Raw genomic sequence first — 21,819 nt, forward strand, 5'->3', positions numbered from 1 at the left:
GTAGGAACGCACAATCTCGCCGGGGGAGGGATAGCCACGCGTGGCTCACCGCGTCGTGGGGGGCGTGAAGAAGGGGAGGGTCGATGGAGGCCTCGAGCCACGATGAATTCCGGGAGTTCGTAGCGATGCGCTCCACCGCGCTGCTGCGACTCGCGGTGCTGCTCACCGGCGGGGACCGGCACGCAGCGGAGGATCTGCTGCAGATCGCGCTGATGAAGGCCTACGGGCGCTGGACGCGCATCGAACAGCCCGAGGCGTACGTCCGCCAGATCCTGTACCGCCAGCAGGTCAGCCGCTGGCGGCTGCGCAGACACCACGCCGAGACCACGGTGGGAGTGCTGCCCGAGTCCGGCGGACAGGCGGGCGCCGGACAGGCGGGCACAGGAGCGGAGCCGGAGCTGCGGATCGCGTTGTGGGCGGCGCTCGGCCGCCTGTCCAAGCGCCAGCGCGCCGTGGTCGTCCTGCGCTACTTCGAGGACCTGCCCGAGGCCGAGGTCGCGGCGCTCCTGGGCATCCCGGTGGGCACGGTGCGCAGCACGGCGCACCGCTCGCTCGCCAAGCTCCGCGCGCTCGTACCGGAGCTGGAACCCGACGGGCCCGCGGAACAGCTGCGACCGCTCAGTTACACGGCGAAGGAGATCCAGGGATGACGACACAGCGGGTGGAGGACAAGGTCCGCGAGACGCTGCACGCGGTCGCCCTGGACGCGGTACTGGCGCCGGCGGACCTGGCGCAGCAGGTGGTACGGCGGCGCGGCCGGCGTCGCTTCTCACAGGTAGCGGGGGCCGCGGTGGCCGTCGCCGCGATCGCCGCGGGGGCGATGCTCGGACCGTGGGGGAGCGGTGGGGGCGAACAGGGCCGCCCGGCGCGGCCGGCCGTGTCGCCGCAGGGCTGGCACCCGTGGCAGAGCGGAGCGGCGGGAGCCGGCGAGCGGGGCTGCCTGGCGGACGGTTCCGCGCTGTACTGCAGCGGGTCCAGGTACGACGTGGTGAAGATGGACGCCAACACCGGCGAGCGGCTGTGGAGCGTCAAGGTCAACGGCGGAGGCGACGGCATGGACCCCCCCTTCGCCGTGCGCGACGGCGTCGTCTACGCCTACCGCAACCACACGGCCGAGCACGAGCCCAACGGGGACTACGCCGGCGGCACCGACGTGATGGCCGTCGATGCCGCCACCGGCCGGCGGCTGTGGTCGGTGAAGATGCCGCAGGACGACCGCACCGGCCAGGCCGCCATGCTCATCGACGGCGCGCTCTGGGCCAACACCCCGTCCCTGCGCACGATGTCGGCCCTCGACCCGCGGACCGGCGAGACGAAGTGGCGCCACACCTGGGCCAAGGGCGAGGTGTGCCAGCGGGCCGTACTGAGCGGTGTGCCCTACCTGTTGTGCACCCAGGACAGCGAGGACGTGCACGACACCGACCTCCTGCGTCTCGACCCCGCCACCGGCCAGGCCCACAAGGTCACCACCCTGCGCGGCCGGCAGGAGCTGCTCGGGACCTCGGACGACCGGATGGTCCTGGCCTCGACCACCAGCACGACGGCCCACGACTTCCAGCTGTCCAGCGTCAGCGGATCCGGGGCGCGCACGTCACTGCCCGACCAGGCCAAGGGACACATCGCAAGCTGGGCCGTCGCCGGTGACCGGCTGATCTCCGTGTCCTGGAAGGGCCAGGCCTCCGCCTACTCGCTGACCAGCGGGAAGACCGTGTGGACCGGCCCGGTGGGCGTCACGATGCCCGGCAAGGACACCATGGCGTCCCTCGCGACCCCCGTGGTGTCCACGAGGCAGGCCACCGTGTACTTCTTCAGCCCGGCCGGCGACCTGTCCGGACTCGACCTGCGCACCGGCAAGCAGGTCTGGCACACCCACCTCGACACCGGCGAACCACAACCCGGCGGCCGGTCGGACACGCCCCAACTCCTGCTCTACCAGGACGTGCTGATCGCCAGGAACGGCAGCAGGATCTTCTCCCTCCTCCCACCGACCGGCCACTGACGCGAGCGGCCGAGCGACGACGGGCCGGGGCGGCACATGCGCCCCGGCCCGCCGTCCTGGTACGGAGCCGACCAGCGCGCCGCGAGGCGCGCTCGCGTCCGGCGCATGCCGACGCCGCGATGGCTTGATATGGCCGGCGTGCGGGTTCTCGCCCGCCGGGCCGCACCCTAGACTGCGACCGCTCCGAAATCTGACGATCTTCTGGAGGGTGTGCAGGATGAACCGAGCGCTCATGACCGCACTGGCGACGGCAGCGTTGGCCGTGTCCGGGGCCGGCACCACCGCCTCCGCCGCCGACGCCCCGCCGCGCACCACGCACGGTCCCTGCCAGTACACCCAGACCCCGGACGAACCGGCGGCGCGGCCGGTCCCCCTGCCGCACGATCCACGGCACACCCCCGGTCGCGGCACGGTCGACGTGGCTGTCCGCACCAGCCAGGGCCCGCTCCCGCTGCGCCTGGACCGGGCGCAGGCACCGTGCACGGTCCAGAGTTTCCTGCACCTGGCGCGGCACCGCTTCTACGACCGTACGGTGTGCCACCGGCTGACGGCGTACCCGACGCTGAAGGTCCTGCAGTGCGGCGACCCGACCGGCACCGGCGAAGGCGGCCCGGGATACAAGTACAAGGACGAGCTGCCGGTGGACCTGCCGCCGGCCCCGAGCGATCCGACCGGCGCCCGTCGCGTCTACGGGCGCGGCTTGCTGGCGATGGCCAACGCCGGTCCGGACACGAACGGTTCGCAGTTCTTCGTCGTCTACGGCGACTCCACGCTGCGACCGAACTACACGGTGTTCGGCACGGTCGGCGCCGCCGGCCTGAAGACGCTCGACAAGATCGCCGCCGGTGGTGTCGAACCCACTGCGCAGGACCCGGCGCCCGTCGACGGCACCCCCGTACTGCGCACCGAGCTGCTCGACGTCCGCCCGTCCTGCCGGCCTTGACGAAGCGGGGCCCGGCCGGCGCGCTCCAGCCACGCGACCGGCCGCGCCCCGGTGATGCCGGTCACGGCCGGACGTCGTAGGCCCCGCTCGCACCGGCGCCTCGATTGCGTCAAGCGGACGCGTCCAGCTGGTGCGCACGGTGGCGGTGCAGGACCAGGGGACGGGCGTCGCCGTCGTGGGAGGCGTCGATGGGGCTGCCCACCAGGAGTGTGTGGTCGCCCACCTCGATGGATCGTTCGACGGCGCAGGTGAACACGGCGGACGCGTGGGTCAGGACGGGCTGGCCGTCACGGAGGGAGTGCGGGACGCCGTCGAAACGCCGGACGGGGTCTCCCTGGGCGAACCGGCCGTACAGCTCCCGCTGCTGCCAGGAGACGACGTTGACGGCGAAGCCGCCGGTGCGCAGGGCGTTGAGCAGGGTGCGGCTGGTGTTCGCGAGCGACACCAGCAGCGTGGGCGGCTGGGCGGACAGCGAGATGACGGAGTTGACGGTGCAGCCCAGCGGGCCCTGCGGACTCTGCGTCGTGATGATGCTGACGCCGCTGGGGAGATGGGTCATGGCGGCGCAGAAGGTGTCGCGGTCGGCGCGCGGTGCGTGCTGGGGAGCGCTGCCGCGGGCCGGCGGCAGGGTCGTGGCCGTGGGGGCGGGAAGGCCCATGGGGTGACTCCTTCAGGACGTGGGGAGCAGTGGCGGCGCGGCGGGCACGGGATCGCCCGTGCGCCGCAGGACGGGGCTCAGCGCTTCCTCCACCGTCCGCATGCGCGCGTGGAGTTCGTCGCGGCTGCCGGCTCCGACGACGACGTGTCCGGGACGCTGATGGCTGTGCTGCCACAGCGGCAGGTGGTCGCCGGGGCGCGCGTGCACCTGGAGTTCCACGACGCCGTCGAGGGCACGGCAGCGGCCGGCGTCGGCGTGGCCGGCGAGGACGGCGTCCTCCCAGGGGAAGTAGTGGACGGCCGCGTGGGCGAAGCGGGGCCGCGGCTCGGCGGGGGCCGGGCCGGGCAGGACCGAGCGGACGGCCAGCTCGTACTGGTCGAGCCCGGTGACCAGTTGGGTCAGCAGCGGGATGCGGTCGCCGCCGGGCCGGGTGTGCGTCTCGATCACGTGCACCCGGCCGTCCTCGACCTTGACCTCGGTGTGGCTGGCGCCCCGGTCGACACCGAGGGCGTCGAGGCAGCGCCGTACGCGTTCTTCGATCCGGGCGTGGACGACCGCGTCGAGGGGGGCCGGGCTCTGGTGACCGGTCTCGATGAAGCGCGGACGTCCGCTGGTGCGCTTGGCGGTGACGCCGAGGATGCGGTGGCCGTCCTCGCCGGACACGGCCTCCACGCTGTATTCGGGGCCGCTGACGAAGCGTTCCCAGAGCAGGCCGCGCAGGTCGTCGCGCAGGGCCGGGTAGTCGGCCGGCCGGGCGATGTAGTGCAGGCCCCGGCTGCCGGCGCCCCGGACCGGTTTGGCGATGAGGGGGAAGTCGTCCGCGTCCGGTTCGTCCTCGCCGACGATGCCGAAGGCGGGGCCGGGGCAGTCGGCCTGCAGCATCCGGCGCATGAGCAGCTTGTCCCGGGTGCGCAGCACGGCGCCCACGGACACCGACGCCAGCCCCAGCGCCTCGCAGAGCAGGGCGGCCGGGAACAGGCCGAACTCCGTGAAGGACAGGACGGCGGCGGTGTCGCGCGGCAGCGGTACCTCCAGCAGGGAGGTCGGGTCGGCGCGGTAGGGGGCGCGGTGGACGGCGAGGACGCCCGCTCCGGCCTGCGGCAGCGGCTCGCCGGGGTCGACGATCCAGACGAAGGGGATGCCCAGGCGGGTCAGGGTGGTGTGGCCCTCGGCGGGGCGGGCTCCGACGAGGACCACGGGCGCATCGGGGCGGTGTCTCATGAGCGGAGCTCCTTGACCGGTGTGGCTGCGGGGGCGTCGTGCAGCAGGGCGGCGAGGGCCGCCCGGTCCGTCTTGCCGTTGCCGTTCAGGGGCAGTTCGGCACGGACGTGGAGGAAGGCGGGGACCATGTAGGCGGGCAGCCGCTCCCGCAGTGCGGCGAGCAGGGCCTCGGGGCGGGGATCGTCGCCGGTGCACACGGCGTGCAGTTCGGTGCCGTGGTGCGCGGTGGGCAGTGCGAGGACCACGGCGTCGTGCACACCGGGCCCCTCGCGCAGCGCGGACTCGATCTCGCCGAGTTCGACGCGGTAGCCGTCGACCTTCACCTGGTGGTCGAGGCGGCCCAGGTGCAGCAGTCCGTCCCGGCCGGCCGGGCGGACCCGGTCGCCGGTGCGGTACCACATGCGGGCCGGGACCACGCCCGCCGGCCCGGCTCGCCCGGCCGGCGCCGTGGCGGGGTCGGTGGGGTGGTCGCCGTCGAGGTCCCAGAAGCGTCCGGTGTTGTCGGCGGGGTCCAGATAGCCCGGGAAGCGCTGGGGCCCGCGCACGCACAGTTCCCCCTCCTGGGCCGGCCGCCCCGCGGTGTCGAGGACGCGATGCTCCAGGTGCGCGTAGACGTGGCCGATCGGCACCGTTCCGTTGGCGGTCGCGGGCCAGCCCCCCGGGTCGGTGCCGAGGCCGAACTCCGAGCAGGTGATGGTCAGCTCGGTCGGGCCGTAGAAGTTCTCCAGCCGCGACGACGGCGCCGCCGCCTGCCACGTGCGGGCCTGCTGGAGGGTGAGCGGCTCCCCGGCGAAGAGGCTGTGGCGCAGGGTCGGCATGGCGCCCTGGCGCAGCGCCCGCATCCGGCGGGCGAAGGAGATCACCGACGGAACGGAGCACCAGTGGGTCAGCCGATGGGTGTTGACGAACCGTACGGGGGTCAGGATCTCGTCCCGGCCGGGGACGACGAGGGTCGCACCGCCGCCCCACGCGGTGAACATGTCGAACACCGAGACGTCGAAGGTGAGATCGAAGGTCTGGGAGAGCCGGGAGCCGGGCCCGACCTCGTAGCGGTCGATGACGTGGGCGAGGTAGGGGGCCACGTTCTCCTGGAGGATCGGCACACCCTTGGGGGCGCCGGTGCTGCCGGAGGTGAACAGGATGTAGGCGGGCGCTCCCGGTTCACCGCGGCGGACAGCGGTGCCGCCGGCGTCGCCGCTGCCGGCCGCGTCGGCCAGGTCGAGCACCGGCACGGGCAGCTCGCCCGCCTGCCCGCTTTCGTCGGCCAGCACCAGGTCGAGTCCGGCACGGTGGGCGACGGAGGCGTTGCGGGCCCGGGGCCAGGCGGTGTTGAGCGGGACGACCGTGGCACCGAGCCGTTGGACGGCCAGGTAGCCGGCGTACGCGGCGGGCCGCCGGCCGGCCAGCAGACCGACCCGGCGCGGCCATCCGCCGCAGGCGTGCAGGACGCCGGCCGCGACACGGGCGCTGTAGTCGTCGAGTTCGCGATAGGTCAGGGCCTGCCCGGCGGCCTGAAGGGCGAGACGGTCGGGGTGGCGTGCGGCCGATGCGGCGAACCACCCGTACAGGGTCGCGGGGCGGTCCCCGCTACGGGCGCTCACCAGGCCGCTCCCGCGCTCACGGCGGCGGGTCGGGCGGCCGCCTCAGGGGGGCCGAGCGCGGTGAGGATGCGGTCGAAGGCCGTACGCACCAGCGAGGCGCGGGGCCTGCCGCGTGCCGCCGACTGGGCGGCGTAGCGCAGGGAACGGGACAGCTCACCCCACGCGGCGGCGGTCGCCGGCTCGGCACGGTGCAGGTACTGGTGATGGCGCGCCGCGGCCCACAGATCCTCGGCGTAGCGGACCAGTGCCCGCGGCTCGCACGCCAGCAGGTCGCGCAGGAGGGCCAGCGAGGCGGCGGTGCCGCGCACCCACCGGCCGGGGCACGGGTCGAAGCGGCCGGCGCCGTGCTCCAGCCAGCGGTGGCTGCCCGGGTCCGGCACCCAGGCGGGGCCGCCGCCCAGGGCGTACACGTCGCGCTGGTGCAGCACGGTGTCCAGGCCGGGCAACGGGGCCAGCAGAACGCGCAGTTCACCCTCGTCGGCCCAGCCGCGGTGCGGTGACTGGTGGCCTTCGGGCAGCAGGGCGTCGAAGTCGTCGACGACCAGCCAGCGCCCGCCGTCGCGGGCGGCGAGGCGAAGCCAGTGCGGCACGTCGCGCACGAGATGGGACGGACTCCACGGCAGATTGCGGCAGTTGGCCACGACGAGGACATCGCCCCGGCGGGCGAACTCGCCCCGCAACGCCGACACGGCGTCCTCCCAGCGGCGTGCGCCGCGGTAGCCGAAGTCGGGCGCCACCCGCTCGTGGTGGCTGAAGGCCAGGGTGTCGTCGAGACCGTCGCGGCGGACCGAGAGGGTGAAGCCGGCCGCCAGCCGCCGCTCGGCAGCGGGGTCGGTGAGACGGAGGTGTTCCTTGAGGTTGGTGGTGTAGCAGCTCAGCGCTTCAGCGGGCACGGAGATCTCCAAAGGCGCAACTCACGGGATGGACGCTGAGGTGACGCAGGGCGATCCAGGTGAGATCGCCCAGGGTGCCGGTGCCGGGCCGCACCGGGATGTCGAGGGACCACGGGCGGCCGGCGATACCGGTGCCGTCGGCCTTCACACAGGCCTCCTGCACCGTCCACACCCAGGCGAACTCCAGGGCGCGGCGCCCGGCCGGCAGCGAGGACAGCTCGCCGGCGCGTTCGCGCAGACACCGGCGGACCAGGCCGGCCGGCACATCCGGGCCGGGCGGCAACTGCACGTCCACGCCCACACGCCGGCCGGGGGCCACGGCCGCGGCCACCAGGTCACCGCCCAAGTCGCCGGAGGTGCCGGACGGGCCGTCGTGGGAGAGGCTGACGCCCAGAGCGGGCAGCCCCTGCAGCGCGGGCCGGCCGCGGACGTCGGCGCTCAGCGCGACGCCCTCGGTCCCGGGACACACCTCGGCGAGCAGAGCACGCAGCAGTCCCCGGGCGGCGAGGGACTGGCGCCGCCGCCACCGGGGCCGGCCGCGCACGTCCGCCAGGTCGGCGGGGTGCTCGCTCACCGCGGCCGTACGCGCCCAGGCCACCCACACACCGGGCGCCGCCTCGACGGTGACGTCACCGGCCGGCCGGCCGGGCGGGCCCGGGCGCGCCGGGGCCGGGGCGGCGCTCACCACGCCGCCCCGCCGGGCCGGGCCAGCAGCGCCTGCGCCTGGTCGGCGACGGAGCCCAGGACGGTCTCGGTGCTGCCGCCGGCGATCCCGAACAGCGCGGCCTGCGCGCGCCGGTGCTGCATGCCCGCGGCGGCGAAGCCGTCCGCACCGCACAGGTGCGCGCACACGCCGAGGACGTGGTCGGCCGTCTCCCCGGCCGCCGCCTTCACCAGCGCCGCACCGGTGTGGTCGTGCTCGGCGGCCACAGCGGCCCCCGACACCTGCACCAGCGCCTGCAGTTGCCGGGTGCGGACCAGGGCGCCGGCGAGCCGCTGGCGGATCGCGGGCTGTTCCCACAAGCCGCGCCGCGCCAGCCGGTCCCGGGTGTCGGCGAGCGCCCGGCGGCAGACCGCGGCCGCCCACAGACCGCCGGCGAGGCGTTCCACCGCGATGTGCCGGGCGAACAGGGCCAGTCCGCGCCCCGCGCCGCCGACCGGCTCGCCGGCGAGTACCGGGACGCCGTCGAGGTGGATGTGCCCGGTGCCGGACCCGGTGAAGTAGGGGCCCTCCGCCGCCTCGACGCGTACCCGCGGGTCGTCGGCGGGCACGAGGTACCAGGTGAAATGCGTGAAGTGGGGGCCGGGACGACGGCGGGCCAGGACGAGCAGCAGGTCGGCGTGGACCGCGTTGGTGATCCAGCGTTTGCTGCCGCGCAGCACGGTGCCGGCGTCTGTCTCCTCGACGTGTGTCGTCAGCGCGGTGAGGTCCGAGCCGGGGCCGCTGTCGGTGGCGGCCAGGGCCACCACACACCGGCCCTCGAGCATCCGCCGGGCGACGTCCGCCGCGGCCGGCCCGCGCCGGCCCGCCTCCGCCAGCAGCGGCAGCACGGTAGCGGCCTGGACGCAGACCGACAGCAGGGCTCCGGCGTCCTCCTGCGCCTCGGCGCGCACGATCAGATCGCCGAGCCGGTCGGGGATCACCCCGCGCTCGGGCAGCCCCTCCCGGTAGATGTCGCGCAGAGCGCCCGCCGCACCCAGCCGTGCCCACAACCGCCGGCCGGATCCGCCGGCCGGCCCGGAATCCGCTACCGGCCCGGGACCGCCGCGCTCCAGGAGCTCTGCGAGGTCAGGCAAGACGCACCTCCGGATCCAGGAGGGTGAGCCTGCCGTCGGCCAGCAGCAGCCGGTCGTTGCTGAAGTTCAGGCTCGCCGAGCGCAGATCCCGCAGGGCGCGCTCCAGCGCGAGGGGTGAGTCCCGCAGGTAGCCGTGGCGCAGCCCGACCGCGTCCACCAGTTCCTGCACCGCCGCGTGGCACTGCTCGGAGGCGGTCACCTTCAGACCGTTGACCAGGAGCTGCACGCGGGGCCGGGAGACGTCCTCGTGCAGGACCGCGTCCAGGGTGCGGGCCAGCAGCGCGGCGACGGCCTCCAGACGGTGGCGTACCCGGGCGAGCCGGGTGAGCAGCAGCTCGGAGTCGAGCAGGGCGCCGCCGCGGGTGCGGCCGGAGCGCAGCATGGCGACGGTGCGGGCCAGTGCGCCCTCGGCCGTGCCCAGCCAGGCGGCGCTCCAGCCGAGGTGGGCGAGCGGGCCGAAGGTGTGCGTGACGATGTCACGGAAACGGCCGTGCTCCCCGACGACCTGGTGGCCGGGAACGCTGCCGCGCAGGTGGAGCGCGCCGCTGTGGCTGGCCCGCATGCCGTGCGGGTCCCAGCCGCCGGCACAGGCCACCTCGAGCTGGCTGCGGTCGGCGTACACCAGCGAGACGTCGTGCTCGCTGTCGGAGTGGGGGCTGCGCATGGTGACGAGGAAGCCGTCCGCGTGGGCACCGCCGGTGACGATCGGCGCGAAGCGGTCGAGGAGCAGGTCGCCCTCGCGCTGTTGGAGGGGCGCGGTGGCGCTGAGGAGCGCACCGCCCTTGCCGGCTTCGGTGGTGACCGACGCCAGATACACCTCGCCCGCCCCGATCCGGGGCAGGAGTTCCCCGCGCAGCGTGCCGTTCGCGTGCTGGGCCAGGGCGGCCACCTGCTGGCAGTGCATCGCGAAGACCATGGCGAGCGACATGTCCTCGCGGCCCAGGCGCCGGGTGGCGGTGAGCATGTCGCCCAGCCGGCCGCCGAGTCCGCCGTCGGCGCTCGGCACGAGCAGGCCGAGCAGCCGGGTGCGGCGCAGTGAGTCGAGCGCCTCGAGGGGGAACACGGCTTCGGTGTCGGTGCGCCGCGCGTGGGCCGCGGTGACCTCGGCCGCCTCCTCGACCAGGGGCGCGAGGACGAGGGGGGCCCGGCCCCGGCCGGCCGCGCCGGTGACCGGGGCGGGCGCGGTGGGGGCGGTGCTCACGCGACCGCCTCGGCGGTGCGCGCGGCGTCCACGGCCCGCCACAGCGAGCCGGCGGTCGCGAAGGTCTCCTCGTTGAGGTCGTCGTCGGGCAGCGAGACGCCCAGCTCGTCCTCGATGGCGAACAGCAGGTCGACCGACTTCATGGAGTCCAGTCCCGCATCGCGCAGCCGGGTGTCGTCGGTGAGCGGCTGCTGCAGCAGGCGGGGCAGGTGGTCGCGGAGCACGTTCTGGAACATGGCGTCCATGGCGGTTCAGCCCTTCCGGGTGAGGGTGAGACGGGTCAGGTGCGGTGCGGCGTCGCCGTCGACGGCGACTTCGAGCGGGGCGGGATGGCCCAGGAAGGCGAGCAGGCTGGCGGACAGCCCGTAGGCGCCGACATTGGGGACGGCGAGCAGGTCGCCGGGGCGCAGCGCGGGCAGCGGCGCCTGGCGCGCCCAGGTGTCCAGCGGGGTGCACAGGGGGCCGGTGACCAGGGTGGGCCGCGGTTCGCCGCGTCCTGCCGCGCCGGTGACCAGGGTCGGGTTGAGCGGTGGCAGGCGGCGCAGGCCGGCCATGCCGCCGAGGTGGTTGATGCCGGACTCCAGGACGGCGACGTCCCGGCCGTGCGACCGTTTCACGTCGAGGACCCGGGTGAGCAGCGTGCCGGCGTCGCCCACCAGGTGACGGCCGGACTCGTATGCCGGGCGGGGGGTGCCGTCACGCCAGCCGGGTGCGCCGGCGTCGAGGAGTTCGGCGAGCCCTTCGCGCAGGCCGGTCAGGTCGGTGGCCTCACCCTCCTTGGCGAAGGGGGCGCCGAAGCCGCCGCCCAGGTCGAGGGTGGTGTCCAGCCGCGCGGTGTGCGGGGCCAGGACGGCGCGCAGCCGGCCGGCCGTGGTGAGGGACTGCCGGAACTGCGCCAGCAGGTCGGGTACGTGGGTGAGGTTGGTGCCCATGTAGAGGTGCAGGCCGGTGACCTCGGCGTGGGGCCGGTCCCCGAAGCGCTCCGGTTCCTCGGCGATCCACCGTGTGTCGGCGCCGAACTGGGAGGCGACCCCGGTCATGGCCAGGCCCTGCCCGGCGGCGGGACGGTCGTCGTTGACGCGCAGCAGCGTCCGTGTCCGCACCCCCGCCCGGCCGGCGAGCCGGTCCAGCTGGTCGAGGCCGGTGGGGGAGTCGGCGCAGAACTCGCGGACCCCCTTCTCCAGCGCCCGCTCGATGTCCTGGTCGCGTTTGCCGGGCCCGGTGTACAGGACCTGCCCGGCGTCCCAGCCGGCGTCGAGCGCGGCGTCGAGTTCGCCGGGGGAGCACACTTCGGGCAGGGTCCCGGCCTGCCTGAGGGTGCGCAGGACGCCGGGGTGGGAGTTGGCCTTGAGGGAGTAGTAGAGGTCGCCCGGCTCGGGCAGGGCCCCGCGCAGCCGGGCGGCGTTCTCCCGGACGCGCGCGAGGTCGTACACGTAGCACGGGGTCTCGGCGCCCGCCTCCAGCGCGGCGCCGACCGCCGCGGTCAGGAGGCCGGGGGCGGCCACGGCGCCGGGCCGGGCGGTGTCCGCCAGGACGGCGGTGGTCGGGTCAGACAAGGCTGGCCACCTCCTGGGCGAGGGTCTTGCGGTCGACCTTGCCGTTGCGGGTCAGGGGCAGGGCGGGCAGCGGCACGCAGCGGCCGGGCACCTTGAACTCCTCGATCTCCTCGCGCATGGCGTCCAGGACGTCCGCGGGGCCGCGGTCGCCGACCACCACCAGGACCGCGGGCGCGCCGTCGGCCGGCGGCAGGACGGCGGCCTGTTCGACGCCGTCCACGCGCCGGGCGGCGGCCTCCACCTCGGTGGCGCTGACCCTGAATCCGCGCTCCTTGTAGATGTCGTCGCGGCGGCCGGCGAAGTGGACGAAACCGTGTTCGTCGAGCCATCCGTGATCGCCGGTGCGCAGCTCGGGGAAGAGCCCCTCGCGGCGCGGGAACCGCTGGGCGGTCAGCTCGGGGCGGCGCCAGTAGCCGGCCATGACGTGCGGCCCGCGCACCACCAGTTCGCCCGTCTCGCCCGCGGGCAGCCGCTCCCCGTCCGGGCCGGCCGCGTAGATCTCGGTCCCGGGCAGGGCCCGGCCGCAGCTGCCGGGGTGCTCCAGGTCCGCGTCCGGCGGGTTGATGGCGGCGCGTTTGCACTCGGTGAGCCCGAACATGAGCTGCACCCGCAGCCCCGGGACGGCGGCCCGCAGCACGGCGAGGGGCTGCGGGGGCATCGCGGCGCCGGTGTTGGTGAGCAGCCGCAGCCGCAGGCCGTGGCCGGGCGAGCGGCGCACCAGCTTGGCCAGGGTCTCGGCGACGGCGGGCACGGAGGCCAGGACGGTGGCGCGCGCGGCCTCGATGTTGCGCAGCAGGGTGGCCCCGACCTCGGCGGGCAGCCCGAGCCGTACCGCGGCCCCGCTCAGGGCGCCGAGGAACACCTGGTAGAGGCCGTAGTCGAAGGAGAGGGGAAGGGGGCTGTAGACCACGTCGTCGGGGCGGTAGCGCAGTTCGCCCTGGATGGCGTGGACGGCGAACAGCGCCTGCTGGTGGGTGCTGACCACGGCTTTCGGGGCTGCCGTGGTGCCGGAGGTGTAGATCAGGCAGACCGGGTCGACCGGGAGCGGAGCGTCGCCGCCCCGCTCGCCGGCGGCCGGCCCGGACCGGCCGGGCGTCGACTCCGGGCCGCGCGGGACGTCCGAGAGGCGGGCGGCGGTGATGCCCCGCTCGGCGGCCAGGCGCCGGGCGTCCTCGTCGTCGGCGAGCAGGAGGACGGGTTCGGCGTCGTCCAGGACGTGAGCCAGGGCCCGCCCGCGGGTCTGTTCGTGCAGCAGAGCGAAGGGGGCGCCGATCCGGGAGGCGGCATAGACGAGGACGGCGACCTCGACGGTGGAGGGGGCCACCACCACGACGCGTTCCCCGCGGCGGGCCCCGAGGCCGCGCAGCCAGTGGGCGGCCGCCCGGCTGGCGACGGCGAGTTCACCGTGGGTCAGGCCGTCGTGCGAGGTGGTGACGGCGGGCGCGTGCGGCGCGCGGCGCGCCGCGGTGTCGATCAGATCGTGCAGCAGCTTCACGGCGTCTCCCGGTGGGCGCGGGCGGTGATGCGGCACAGGCCGTCGAGGTCGTGGAGGTGTTCGGGGACGAGATCGTCGGCGTCGAACTCGATGCCCAGCCGTTGCTCGATCCGCTCGACGATGTCGACCATCCGGAAGGAGCCGAAGCCCGGTATCCCGGTCAGCGGGCGGCCCGCCAGCAGCTCGGCGGCGGGCACGCGCAGCACGGCGGCGGCTTCTTCGGCGACGGCCCTGCGCACCGCGTCCGTGTCCGGCAGGCCGGTGGCCGCCCTGGCGACGTCGCCGGTGGCCGGGGCGGCCTCGCGCACCGGGTACGGCGCGGTGAACACCTGGGAGTCGGCGTGCAGGAGTTCGGCGAGCCTCTCCAGCGGGCCGGCGGGTTCCGGCCGGCCGCGCTGGACGCGGCGGTGGGCCAGGAAGGTGTGCTCGGCCAGTTTGCCCCAGGCCGTCAGGTGCTGTGCGACGGCCGGTGCCACGTCGCCGGCGGCGGCCCGGTGTGCGGCGTGCAGCCGCCGGGCCCGGGCCAGCAGCCAGGTCTCCAGGGTGAGTCGGGCGAGGGCCTCTTGCCGGTCGGGGTGCTCGCGGTAGGCGCGCACGTACGACTCGACGGCCGCCGCCGTGGCCGCCACGACCGCGGTGGCCTCCTGCGGCGCCCCGGCGCGGGACGTGCGGTGGACGCGCGCGCCGTCGCACAGCGCCTGGGCGAGTTCCTTCTCGGTGAGGGTCCAGATGCCGGGCCGGGCCGGACCGTAGGGGGTGTCGTTGTGGTAGCCGTCGCGCACCACGGCCCGCCCGGCGGCGTCCCTGTCGAGCAGGAAGCTGTGGTCCATGTGGGCGTGGCCGTGGTACGGCACCCAGGGCAGGTGGTAGGCGTCGGCGACCACGTACAGGGTGCCGGGGCCGGCCGGCAGGGCGGCGGCGCAGGGAGGGAGGGTGCGCGCCTTGGTGAGCGACAGCCCGAGCGCAGCGGCACTGCGTTCCAGGTGGGTGCCGGTGGCCGGATCGACGGTCGGCAGGCGGCCGGGGCCGGCGTCGCGCGGCGCGAACTCCAGGCGCGCGCCGAGGACGAGCGGCGAGACCCCGTACTCGGCGCGGGCCAGCCAGGCCAGGTTGACCTGGAGGCAGTCCAGGAGGTCGGCGCACAGGTCCGCCGGCGGGGCGGTCCGCGGGACGGCGGGGGCGCTCACCGCACCTCCTCGAGACCGGCGGGTGCGCCCGTCGGCCGTCCGGCCGCCGCGACCGTGATCCGGCCGGGCGCCGTCTCGGCGTCCGCGGCCGCGTCGATACGGGCCAGGCCCGCGACGGCATCGGCGATCGCCGCCGGGTCGGGCGCGCGGTCGGCCAACTCGCCCTCGAGGAACTGCTGGTAGGCGCCGAGGTCCAGGTAGCCGTGGCCGCTCACGCAGACCAGGACTCCGGTGCGGGCGCGGGGGGCGTCACCGTCCCCGCCGCCGTCGCCCGCCGCCAAGGCGGCGGCGGCCAGGGCGTGTCCGGACTCGGGGGCGGGCAGCGTCATCTCCGACGTGGTGAAGGCACGGCCCGCGGCGAGGGCGGCGACCTGGTCGACGGCGGTCGCACGGACCTGTCCCGCGTGCCGCATCGCGGAGACGAGTTTGGCGGCACCGTGGTAACGCAGGCCCGCGGAATGGGAGTCGGGAATGCCGTAGTCGCTGCCGACGGTGTACATGGCCTCCAGCGGGGACGTTCCGGTGGCGTCCGTGCGGTCGTAGGCGTACACGCCGCGGGTGAGCTTGGGGGTCGTGCTGGACTCCGCCGCGATCAGTGCCGGTGCTTCGGTGCCCTCGGCGGCGGCCGCGGCGTAAAAGGGCAGGGCGATGCCGCCGAAGTTGGAGCCCGCTCCGACGCAGCCGACCACGGCGTCGACCTCGCCCCCCTCCTCGGCGAGCTGGTCGATGGCCTCCAGGCCGATCACGGACTGGTGCAGGATGCTGTACGTCTCACCGCTGCCGATGCAGAACGCCGCCCCGTTGGTGCGGGCGGCGTACTCGACGGCCTCGCCGATCGCGAGCGAGAGGCTGTTGCCCGCCGACCGGCCGGAGCGGGCGACCTCGGTGAGGGTGCTGGGGCTGGAGATGACGCGCGCGCCGAGCATCCGCATCAACACGCCCCGGTAGGGCTTGCGTTCCAGGCTGGTGCCGACCATGAAGACGGTGCAGCGCATGCCGAAGCGGGCGCAGGCGGCGGCCAGCGCGGTGCCCCACTGGCCGGCGCCGGTGCCGGTGACCAGCTCTTCGACGCCCGCCCGGTGGTAGTAGTAGGCCTGGGCGAGCGCGGTGTTGAGCTTGTGGCTGCCGGAGATGTTGCCGCCCTCGTACTTCACCCAGACCGGCACCCGGGCGCCCACCGCCTTCTCGAAGGCGCGGGCCCGCCACAGCGGGGTGGGGCGAAAACGCCGGTAGGCGTCGGCGACCTCCTCGGGGATGTCCCAGTACTCGCGCGGCCGCACGCTCTGGCGGACGAGTTCCATCGGCAGGTTCGCCTGCACGATGCCTCCGTCGGTGCCGGAGTGCTGGGTGCGGTCGGCCGGCAGTGGCTGCTTGAGGTGGGGAAGGACGCTGCGCCAGCGGCGGGGGACCTCGCTCATGCGGCGGCCTCGCTGCTCTGCTCGACGATCGCGGTGACGTCGGCGACGGTGGCGAAGGACCGGCCCACGAACAGCTCGTCGGACAGGACGACGCCGGTCTCCTCCTCGACCTGGACCAGGAGGCCGATGAGGGTGAGGGAGTTGATGTGGAGACGTTCGCCGTTGAGCGGTTCGTCGTCCGTCAGGCCGCCCGGGTCGACGGGGGGTTCGGAGGCCGCCGCGAGGATCTTCTTCACGACGCCGGTGAGGTGGGGCGATGCGGGGTGTGCGTGCTGCATGCCATTCCTTTGCGGAGCGGGACACGGATACGGATACGGGTGCTGAGCAGGTGAACGGAACCCGGGCACGACCGCCGGCGGGCAGCGGTGTGCGCCGTCGCCACGGACAGTGGTGTGCGCCGTCCCGGGCGCAGGGCGGTGACGCACACCGCCGTAACGGGAGGAAAAGAAAAAAGGGGGGAGGGGGGAGGGGACGCGGGTGGCTGCCGGCCGGCGAGGCCGGGCGCACAGGGGCGTCGCTTGGTACGCCAGTCGGAAAGCGGCGCCGGTCAGCGCAGGGGAGCGGTCAGCGCAGGGGAGCCGGCACGGCTCTGCACCCTTGCGTGCCGGGCGCGGTGCGCCGGGCACCGCCGTTGCCGCGAGCGGCGATGAACTCCTGGATGTGCAGACGGAGTTGCTTCAGGTGCGGGGCGCGCAGGACGCCGAAGTGGTCGGTGTCCAGGGAGCGGACGCAGACGTCCGCGAGATGCGGCGACCAGCGCGCGGCCTGCCGCGGATCGTCACTGCCGGTACAGGTGATCAGCAGGGTGCGGCCGGGATGCCGGCCGTCCGCGCGGTGGCGGGTGCGGGCCTTGAGGTGGGCGTCGACAGTGCGCTCCGTGCGGGCGAGAGCGCCCGCGTCCATGTGGTCCGCGGCCTCGCTCAGCACCTGGCGGCGCACGGCGTCGTAGACCTCGGGCCCGTCGCCGACGGGTGCCGGACTGCTGTCGACGAGCACCAGGTCGGGCGCGTGCCCGCCGGTCAGCCGCTGCGCCGTCTCGAAGGCGAGCAGCCCGCCGAGGGACCAGCCGACGAACAGGTCGGCAGGGGTGGCAAGCGCGGCCACCGCCTCGGCGTAACGGTCGGCCATGGCCGGTATATGGGCGTCCGGTTCCTCGCCCTCCTCCAGGCCGAGCGCCCGGATGCCGTACACGGGGCCATGGCGGGAGAGGTGGGCGACGAGCCCCAGATAGGGAAGGAGGCCGCCACCCAGGGGGTGGAAGACGACGGTACGGATGTCGCCGGCCCGCCTTCCCAGCGGTAACAGCAGCGGCCTGGCTAAGCCGGCCGTCGTCTCGGTTTGCGCGCTGTGGCTCACAGGGGTCCCCCGCTCGAACCTGCGGTCGAGGCCGGCCGGCCTCGACCCGATGGTGCGTGGAGCGCCGAAACGCCATGGGGCCTTCGGGCGGTGTGTCGCGTGCGCCCTGTGAACAGCCCCGGACTTTCACTGCCCCCGGGGTCACCAGCACCACGTGAATCACACATCACCCAGGCAAGTGTGACTCAGGTCACACTCACGGAGGAGTGTGCGCCCCCCAATTCCCCCGCGCGTTCACGCATCGGCCCACGTCACGCGCACCGGCCCCCGACCGGGCCCGCACACGGCAGCCGGCGGACCCCCACCATGCCCCGACCGGCCGCACATGAATCCCGCTCCGGGGGAACACCTCTCATGGCCGACGCCATCCCGCGTCCGTTCGCCATCGATTTCCCGCCGCCGCGCGCGACGAGAAAGGGCCGCAATGTCTCACCTCCTCTTCGTGGAGACCACAGGTCTGGGCGTCCAGGCACTCGCCCACGCGAAGCGATGCGGTCACACCGTGACCTACCTGCACTGCCCCCTCTACGACTTCACCGCCACCCCGGCCCAGCGCGGACAGGCCATCCAACTCGCCGACCACACCGCGGCGTTCACCGACCCGCTGGACGGCGACACGGTGTACGCGGCACTGCTCGCCTCCGGCGCGGACCCCGCCGACGTCGACGCGGTGCTCTCCACCCTGAGCTACGGCGCACAGGCCGCCGCCGACCTCGCCGCCCGCATCGGCGCCCGCGGCACCTCACCGGCCGGCACCCTCGCGGCCCGGGACAAGGGCGAGTGCCGCCGCATCCTGCACGCACGCGGGGTGCCCAGCGTCGGCTTCCGGGTCGTCACCGACGCCGCCGAAGCACTGGAGGCCGCCGCGGCGATCGGCTACCCGGTGATCGTGAAACCGGTCCTCGGCATCGGGAAGGCCGTGACCTCCATCGCCCGCGACCCCTTAGCCGTGCGGGCCCACTTCGCCGCCGCGGCGGCCGACCGCGACGGACTCACCGAAGGCATGGCCCACCAGCTCGACGAGCGGTATCTGGTCGAGGAACTGGTCGCGGGGGACCTGTACTCCGTGGAGGTCGCCGCCTCCGCCGGACGCATGGTCCCCCTCGTGTGCGCGAGCCGCAAGGTGAGCCGGGAGAACCCGGTGCTGGAACTGGGATGCACCGTCCCCTCCGGACTGCCGGCCACCGACGAGGCCGCACTCGGCCGCTACGCCGTCCAGGTGTGCCGCGCACTCGGACTCGACCTCGGCATCTTCCACGTCGAGGTGATGCACACCCCGTCCGGCTTCCGGCTCATCGAGGTCAACCCCCGGCTGACGGGCGGCTCCCTGCCCGACACCATCAGCAGCGTCGCCGGCGTGGACGTCTTCGCCCTCCTGGTCGACCTGTTCCTCGGCGCCCCCCTGCCCGACGGCCCCCTGCCCCTGAAGGGCTCGGCCTCGCACTCCTTCCTCGCCGCACCGAGGAAGTCCACCGTGCCCGCCCAGCTCCCCGACACCTGGTTCACCCCCTTCCTCGCCCGCCTCCACTCCGGCTACGCCCGGGTGCGCGCCGGCGACGAGGTACCGCCCATGCGCACCAACTTCGACTCGTTCGGCATGCTGCGCGCCCTCGCCCCCACACCCGCCGAGGCCGAGGCGACGTGCACGGCGGTCAAGGCCGACATGGAAACCCTCTTCGGTTTCCCGCTGCTGGCCGAGCGGACCCGCACCCCGGCCCCGGTCGCGTGAGGCCCGACGGCGGCCGGCGGACCCCCGCGGGCACGAACAGCGACCGCGCGTCCGAACACCACGGCCGGACCCCCCCGAACGAAGACGACACGCCCGACCGCCGTAAGCACGCCGAGGGCGACGCGACGTCCGCCGCATCCGCGCACGCCGGAGGCGAGCGCCGCGAGCGCGCCGAGGACGACACGACGTCCGCCGCATCCGCGCACGCCGGAGGCGAGCGCCGCGAGTACGCCGACGGCGACACGACCCGCGCCCCCCTGCGCACGCCGGACGTGGCCGACGCGCCGAAGGACCAGCAGCCGGCCGGCACCCCGCGGGCACCCGCCCGGGCCGACGACCCGGCGCCGCAACCGCAGGACGCGCAGGCGCAGTCACGGCAGCGGCGAGGGCTCTCGCTCGCGGTGTACCTCACCTCGGCGACGCTCATACGCTCGGCGAGCGGTGGCGCTCCCGTCGCGCTCGTCGCGCTGACGCTGGCCCGGCCGGGGCACGGCGGGGCCGCGCTCGGCGGCGTCCTGGCGGCCCTGCTCACACTGCCCAACGTCGCCGGGCCGTGGATGGCGCGCTGGCTGGAGGAGGCCCGCGACCCCAGGTTCCGGCTGGCGGCCGCGTTCACCGTCTTCGGGCTGATGCTCGCCGCGACCGGTCTGACGCTGGGCCGTCTGCCCGTCGTCCTCGTGGGTCTCCTCGTCATCGTCGGCGGTCTGTGCGATCCGCTGATGACAGGGGGCCTCAGCAGCCGGCTCGCGCTGATCGTCGGCGAGGACACCCGCGCCCAGCGCCGGGCCGAGGGGTGGGACTCGGCGACCTACGGAAGCAGCAACATCCTCGGTCCGGCCGCGGTCGCCGCGATCACCGCCCTGACCGGGGCCCTGACCGCGGTCGTCGTGCTGGGCGCGGCCGGCGTGCTGGCCGGCCTGCTGATGCTCGCGCTGCCGAAGGAACGCCGCACCGCCGCCGCGAGGCAGCGCTCGATGCCCGTACGGGACGCCCTCACCGTGATCGTCCGGAAGGGGCCGCTGCGCCGCGTCATGATCGCCACGATGATCACGTCGGTCAGCACCGGCGGCGTGATGGTGATCGCGGTGGTCCTCGGCCGCAACCTCCAGGGTTCGGCGGGCGCGGGCGCCGCCCTCGGCGCCGCCTACGGCGTCGGCAACCTCTGCGGAGCGCTGCTGACCGGCGCGTTCCCCCTCACCGGGGAACCGGAGCGCTGGGTGCTGCGGCTGATCGCCGCGAACGCCGTGGCGGTCGGCCTGTGCGCACTGGCCCCCGGTTACGTCCTCGCCCTGGTGACCTTCGCCCTGGCGGGAGCGACGAGCGCCATCCTGTTCACCGCGTCCCTGGCCGTGCGCTCGGTGTACTCCCCGCCCAACGCCCGAGCGCAGGTGTTCGTGACGATGGCCGGGCTGAAGATGGCCGCCGGTTCGGCCGGCACGGCACTGGCGGGCACCCTGGCCGGCATCGGCCCGCGCCTCGCCCTGTGTCTCAACGCCGTCGTGGTCGCCTCGGCCGTCACCGTCGCCCTGACCGACCTGCGCCTGACCCGCCGCCGGTCGTCCGCCGCGGACCCCGGCGACATGCAGTCGCCGGCGGCATGACGGAGAGCAGGAAGCGGGCGAGTCCGTGGTCGGCGTCGGGGACGCCGCCGCGGGCTCGCCCGCCTCGCGCGCACGGCACCGCTCAAGCGGTCAGAGCTGATCCTGGGGGAGGTCCAGGGCGTCGCCGGCCGCCGGGCCGGGGACCATGCCCTGCATGAGTTCGTTCAGGTCCAGTTCGGTGGCACCGGCCGGGACGGTGGGCCGGGTGCCGTGTCCCATCCGCAGGGTCAGGCCCAGCTTTTTGACCTTGGTGTCCTCGGCCAGCCCGGCGAGGTCGACGCGCACCCTGTCCAACTCGCCGCCCCTGAGCGTGAAGTCGGCCTTCACGTCGGTGTCGGGGGCGTCCTTCAGGTCCTTGGCCGTCGGCAGTTCCATGCCCGGCGGCAGGTCCTTCACCAGCGGTCGCATCTCGCCGAACAGCTTGGTGACCAGCGTGCGGAAGGGGGCGGTGGCGGTGACGTGCTCGGTGCCGTCCGGGCCGTCCGCGGTCTTGAAGCGCACCTCACGGGCGACGACGTCGCGCAGGGCCGCCACGAGCTTCCGCTGCGTCCTGGTGTTCAGGGACGGGGCGGGCGCAGGACCTTCCGGGCTCCAGGCGCCGGCCTTCGCCTTCTCCATCTCCTTCGTACGGAACTTCACCCATCGGCCGGCGAAGAGAGCCTTGATCGCCCCGGCCTGCGGTGACTGGGCGTGTCCGTCCCGGGGCTGCCGCATCGCTCGCCTCATCGCTCGCAAGCTCCACGGCGCGAGCTGGAGGACGCCGAACGCGACCTCCACGCCGAGGAAGAGCCACAGCAGCCGCGACACCCCGTGGGCGAGTGCGTACGCCTGCCACGTCGCGAACAGGGCCCGGGCGATGCCGTCGAACAGTCCGTGCTGCGGCAGCGGTCTGACGATCCGCAGAACGGCCCAGACGACCACCACCGAGCCCATCAGGTTGGCGAACAGGACCTGCCACGGGTCGAGTTCGGGCAGGGCGCCGAGCCCGAGCGCCGTGCCGCACGAGGACAGCGTGTCGTGCACCAGGACGTAGGTCCACGGAGTCGCGAACCCGGCGGTGACGACCAGGTCGTACCAGGCGCTCGCGCGGACGACGCGGAGGTAGGTTGGGCGGGAAGGGGGGCGAAGACGGCTCACGGCGAGGCTCCTGCTTGGTCTCTTGAC

Annotated in this window: 19 protein-coding genes and 1 pseudogene; 5 read left to right on the forward strand and 15 right to left on the reverse strand. The window is 74.6% G+C overall.

Annotation, left to right across the window (positions count from 1 at the left end):
* Positions 1–83: 83 nt before the first annotated feature.
* The 3 genes from B446_RS34890 to B446_RS34900 all read left to right on the forward strand — a co-directional run bounded on the left by B446_RS34890 (position 84) and on the right by B446_RS34900 (position 2,942).
* Positions 84–650, forward strand: a complete 567-nt coding sequence (locus B446_RS34890; RefSeq protein ID WP_020937428.1) for a SigE family RNA polymerase sigma factor — start codon at positions 84–86, stop codon at positions 648–650.
* Positions 647–1,999 carry a PQQ-binding-like beta-propeller repeat protein gene (locus B446_RS34895; RefSeq protein ID WP_020937427.1) on the forward strand — a complete coding sequence of 451 codons (1,353 nt, stop codon included), beginning with the start codon at positions 647–649 and terminating at the stop codon, positions 1,997–1,999. The genes B446_RS34890 and B446_RS34895 overlap by 4 nt, the downstream gene beginning before the upstream one ends.
* Positions 2,000–2,216: 217 nt before the next feature.
* On the forward strand, positions 2,217–2,942 hold the full coding sequence (locus tag B446_RS34900) for a peptidylprolyl isomerase (RefSeq protein WP_043474410.1): 726 nt from the start codon (positions 2,217–2,219) through the stop codon (positions 2,940–2,942).
* Positions 2,943–3,051: 109 nt separating this feature from the next.
* Here B446_RS34900 and B446_RS34905 read toward each other — a convergent pair whose 3' ends face one another.
* The 14 genes from B446_RS34905 to B446_RS36305 form a co-directional block, all read right to left on the reverse strand.
* Complete coding sequence (locus B446_RS34905; protein WP_020937425.1) at positions 3,052–3,600, reverse strand: flavin reductase family protein; 549 nt, start codon at positions 3,598–3,600, stop codon at positions 3,052–3,054.
* 12 nt (positions 3,601–3,612) lie between these two features.
* Entirely contained in the window at positions 3,613–4,821 is a 1,209-nt protein-coding gene (locus B446_RS36300; RefSeq protein WP_078614580.1) for an ATP-grasp domain-containing protein, read from the reverse strand.
* On the reverse strand, positions 4,818–6,422 hold the full coding sequence (locus tag B446_RS34915) for an AMP-binding protein (protein WP_020937423.1): 1,605 nt from the start codon (positions 6,420–6,422) through the stop codon (positions 4,818–4,820). The genes B446_RS36300 and B446_RS34915 overlap by 4 nt, the downstream gene beginning before the upstream one ends.
* Complete coding sequence (locus B446_RS34920; protein ID WP_020937422.1) at positions 6,419–7,315, reverse strand: hypothetical protein; 897 nt, start codon at positions 7,313–7,315, stop codon at positions 6,419–6,421. Before B446_RS34920 ends, B446_RS34915 begins: the two co-directional genes overlap by 4 nt.
* Positions 7,305–8,000 carry a 4'-phosphopantetheinyl transferase family protein gene (locus B446_RS34925; RefSeq protein ID WP_202807755.1) on the reverse strand — a complete coding sequence of 232 codons (696 nt, stop codon included), beginning with the start codon at positions 7,998–8,000 and terminating at the stop codon, positions 7,305–7,307. Before B446_RS34925 ends, B446_RS34920 begins: the two co-directional genes overlap by 11 nt.
* Positions 7,997–9,112, reverse strand: coding sequence for an acyl-CoA dehydrogenase family protein (locus B446_RS34930; protein WP_202807754.1), 1,116 nt, complete (start codon positions 9,110–9,112; stop codon positions 7,997–7,999). The genes B446_RS34925 and B446_RS34930 overlap by 4 nt, the downstream gene beginning before the upstream one ends.
* Complete coding sequence (locus B446_RS34935; RefSeq protein ID WP_020937419.1) at positions 9,105–10,313, reverse strand: acyl-CoA dehydrogenase family protein; 1,209 nt, start codon at positions 10,311–10,313, stop codon at positions 9,105–9,107. The genes B446_RS34930 and B446_RS34935 overlap by 8 nt, the downstream gene beginning before the upstream one ends.
* Positions 10,310–10,558: a phosphopantetheine-binding protein gene (locus B446_RS40615; RefSeq protein WP_020937418.1), complete on the reverse strand. Its 249-nt coding sequence runs from the start codon at positions 10,556–10,558 to the stop codon at positions 10,310–10,312. The genes B446_RS34935 and B446_RS40615 overlap by 4 nt, the downstream gene beginning before the upstream one ends.
* A gap of 6 nt (positions 10,559–10,564) precedes the next feature.
* Positions 10,565–11,869, reverse strand: coding sequence for an Orn/DAP/Arg decarboxylase 2 (locus B446_RS34945; protein ID WP_020937417.1), 1,305 nt, complete (start codon positions 11,867–11,869; stop codon positions 10,565–10,567).
* A complete protein-coding gene (locus tag B446_RS34950; RefSeq protein ID WP_020937416.1) occupies positions 11,862–13,364 on the reverse strand; it encodes a class I adenylate-forming enzyme family protein in 1,503 nt (500 codons plus the stop codon). Before B446_RS34950 ends, B446_RS34945 begins: the two co-directional genes overlap by 8 nt.
* On the reverse strand, positions 13,361–14,551 hold the full coding sequence (locus B446_RS34955) for an acyl carrier protein (RefSeq protein ID WP_020937415.1): 1,191 nt from the start codon (positions 14,549–14,551) through the stop codon (positions 13,361–13,363). Before B446_RS34955 ends, B446_RS34950 begins: the two co-directional genes overlap by 4 nt.
* Positions 14,548–15,969, reverse strand: coding sequence for a TrpB-like pyridoxal phosphate-dependent enzyme (locus B446_RS34960; protein ID WP_020937414.1), 1,422 nt, complete (start codon positions 15,967–15,969; stop codon positions 14,548–14,550). Before B446_RS34960 ends, B446_RS34955 begins: the two co-directional genes overlap by 4 nt.
* Positions 15,966–16,247, reverse strand: a complete 282-nt coding sequence (locus B446_RS34965; protein WP_020937413.1) for an acyl carrier protein — start codon at positions 16,245–16,247, stop codon at positions 15,966–15,968. Before B446_RS34965 ends, B446_RS34960 begins: the two co-directional genes overlap by 4 nt.
* Before the next feature lie 286 nt (positions 16,248–16,533).
* Positions 16,534–17,325, reverse strand: coding sequence for a thioesterase domain-containing protein (locus tag B446_RS36305; protein WP_078614579.1), 792 nt, complete (start codon positions 17,323–17,325; stop codon positions 16,534–16,536).
* A gap of 424 nt (positions 17,326–17,749) precedes the next feature.
* On the opposite strand from B446_RS36305, the gene B446_RS34975 reads away from it, so the two are divergent.
* Together B446_RS34975 and B446_RS34980 are read left to right on the forward strand one after the other, a co-directional pair.
* Positions 17,750–19,054, forward strand: a complete 1,305-nt coding sequence (locus B446_RS34975; RefSeq protein WP_020937411.1) for an ATP-grasp domain-containing protein — start codon at positions 17,750–17,752, stop codon at positions 19,052–19,054.
* A complete protein-coding gene (locus B446_RS34980) occupies positions 19,051–20,655 on the forward strand; it encodes an MFS transporter (protein ID WP_020937410.1) in 1,605 nt (534 codons plus the stop codon). Before B446_RS34975 ends, B446_RS34980 begins: the two co-directional genes overlap by 4 nt.
* Positions 20,656–21,354: 699 nt before the next feature.
* Here the strand turns inward: B446_RS34980 and B446_RS38585 are convergent.
* Positions 21,355–21,792: pseudogene (locus B446_RS38585) on the reverse strand (hypothetical protein); the annotation flags it as partial.
* Between the last annotated feature and the right edge of the window lie 27 nt (positions 21,793–21,819).

This window comes from Streptomyces collinus Tu 365 (genome assembly GCF_000444875.1).
GTDB lineage: Bacteria > Actinomycetota > Actinomycetes > Streptomycetales > Streptomycetaceae > Streptomyces > Streptomyces collinus_A.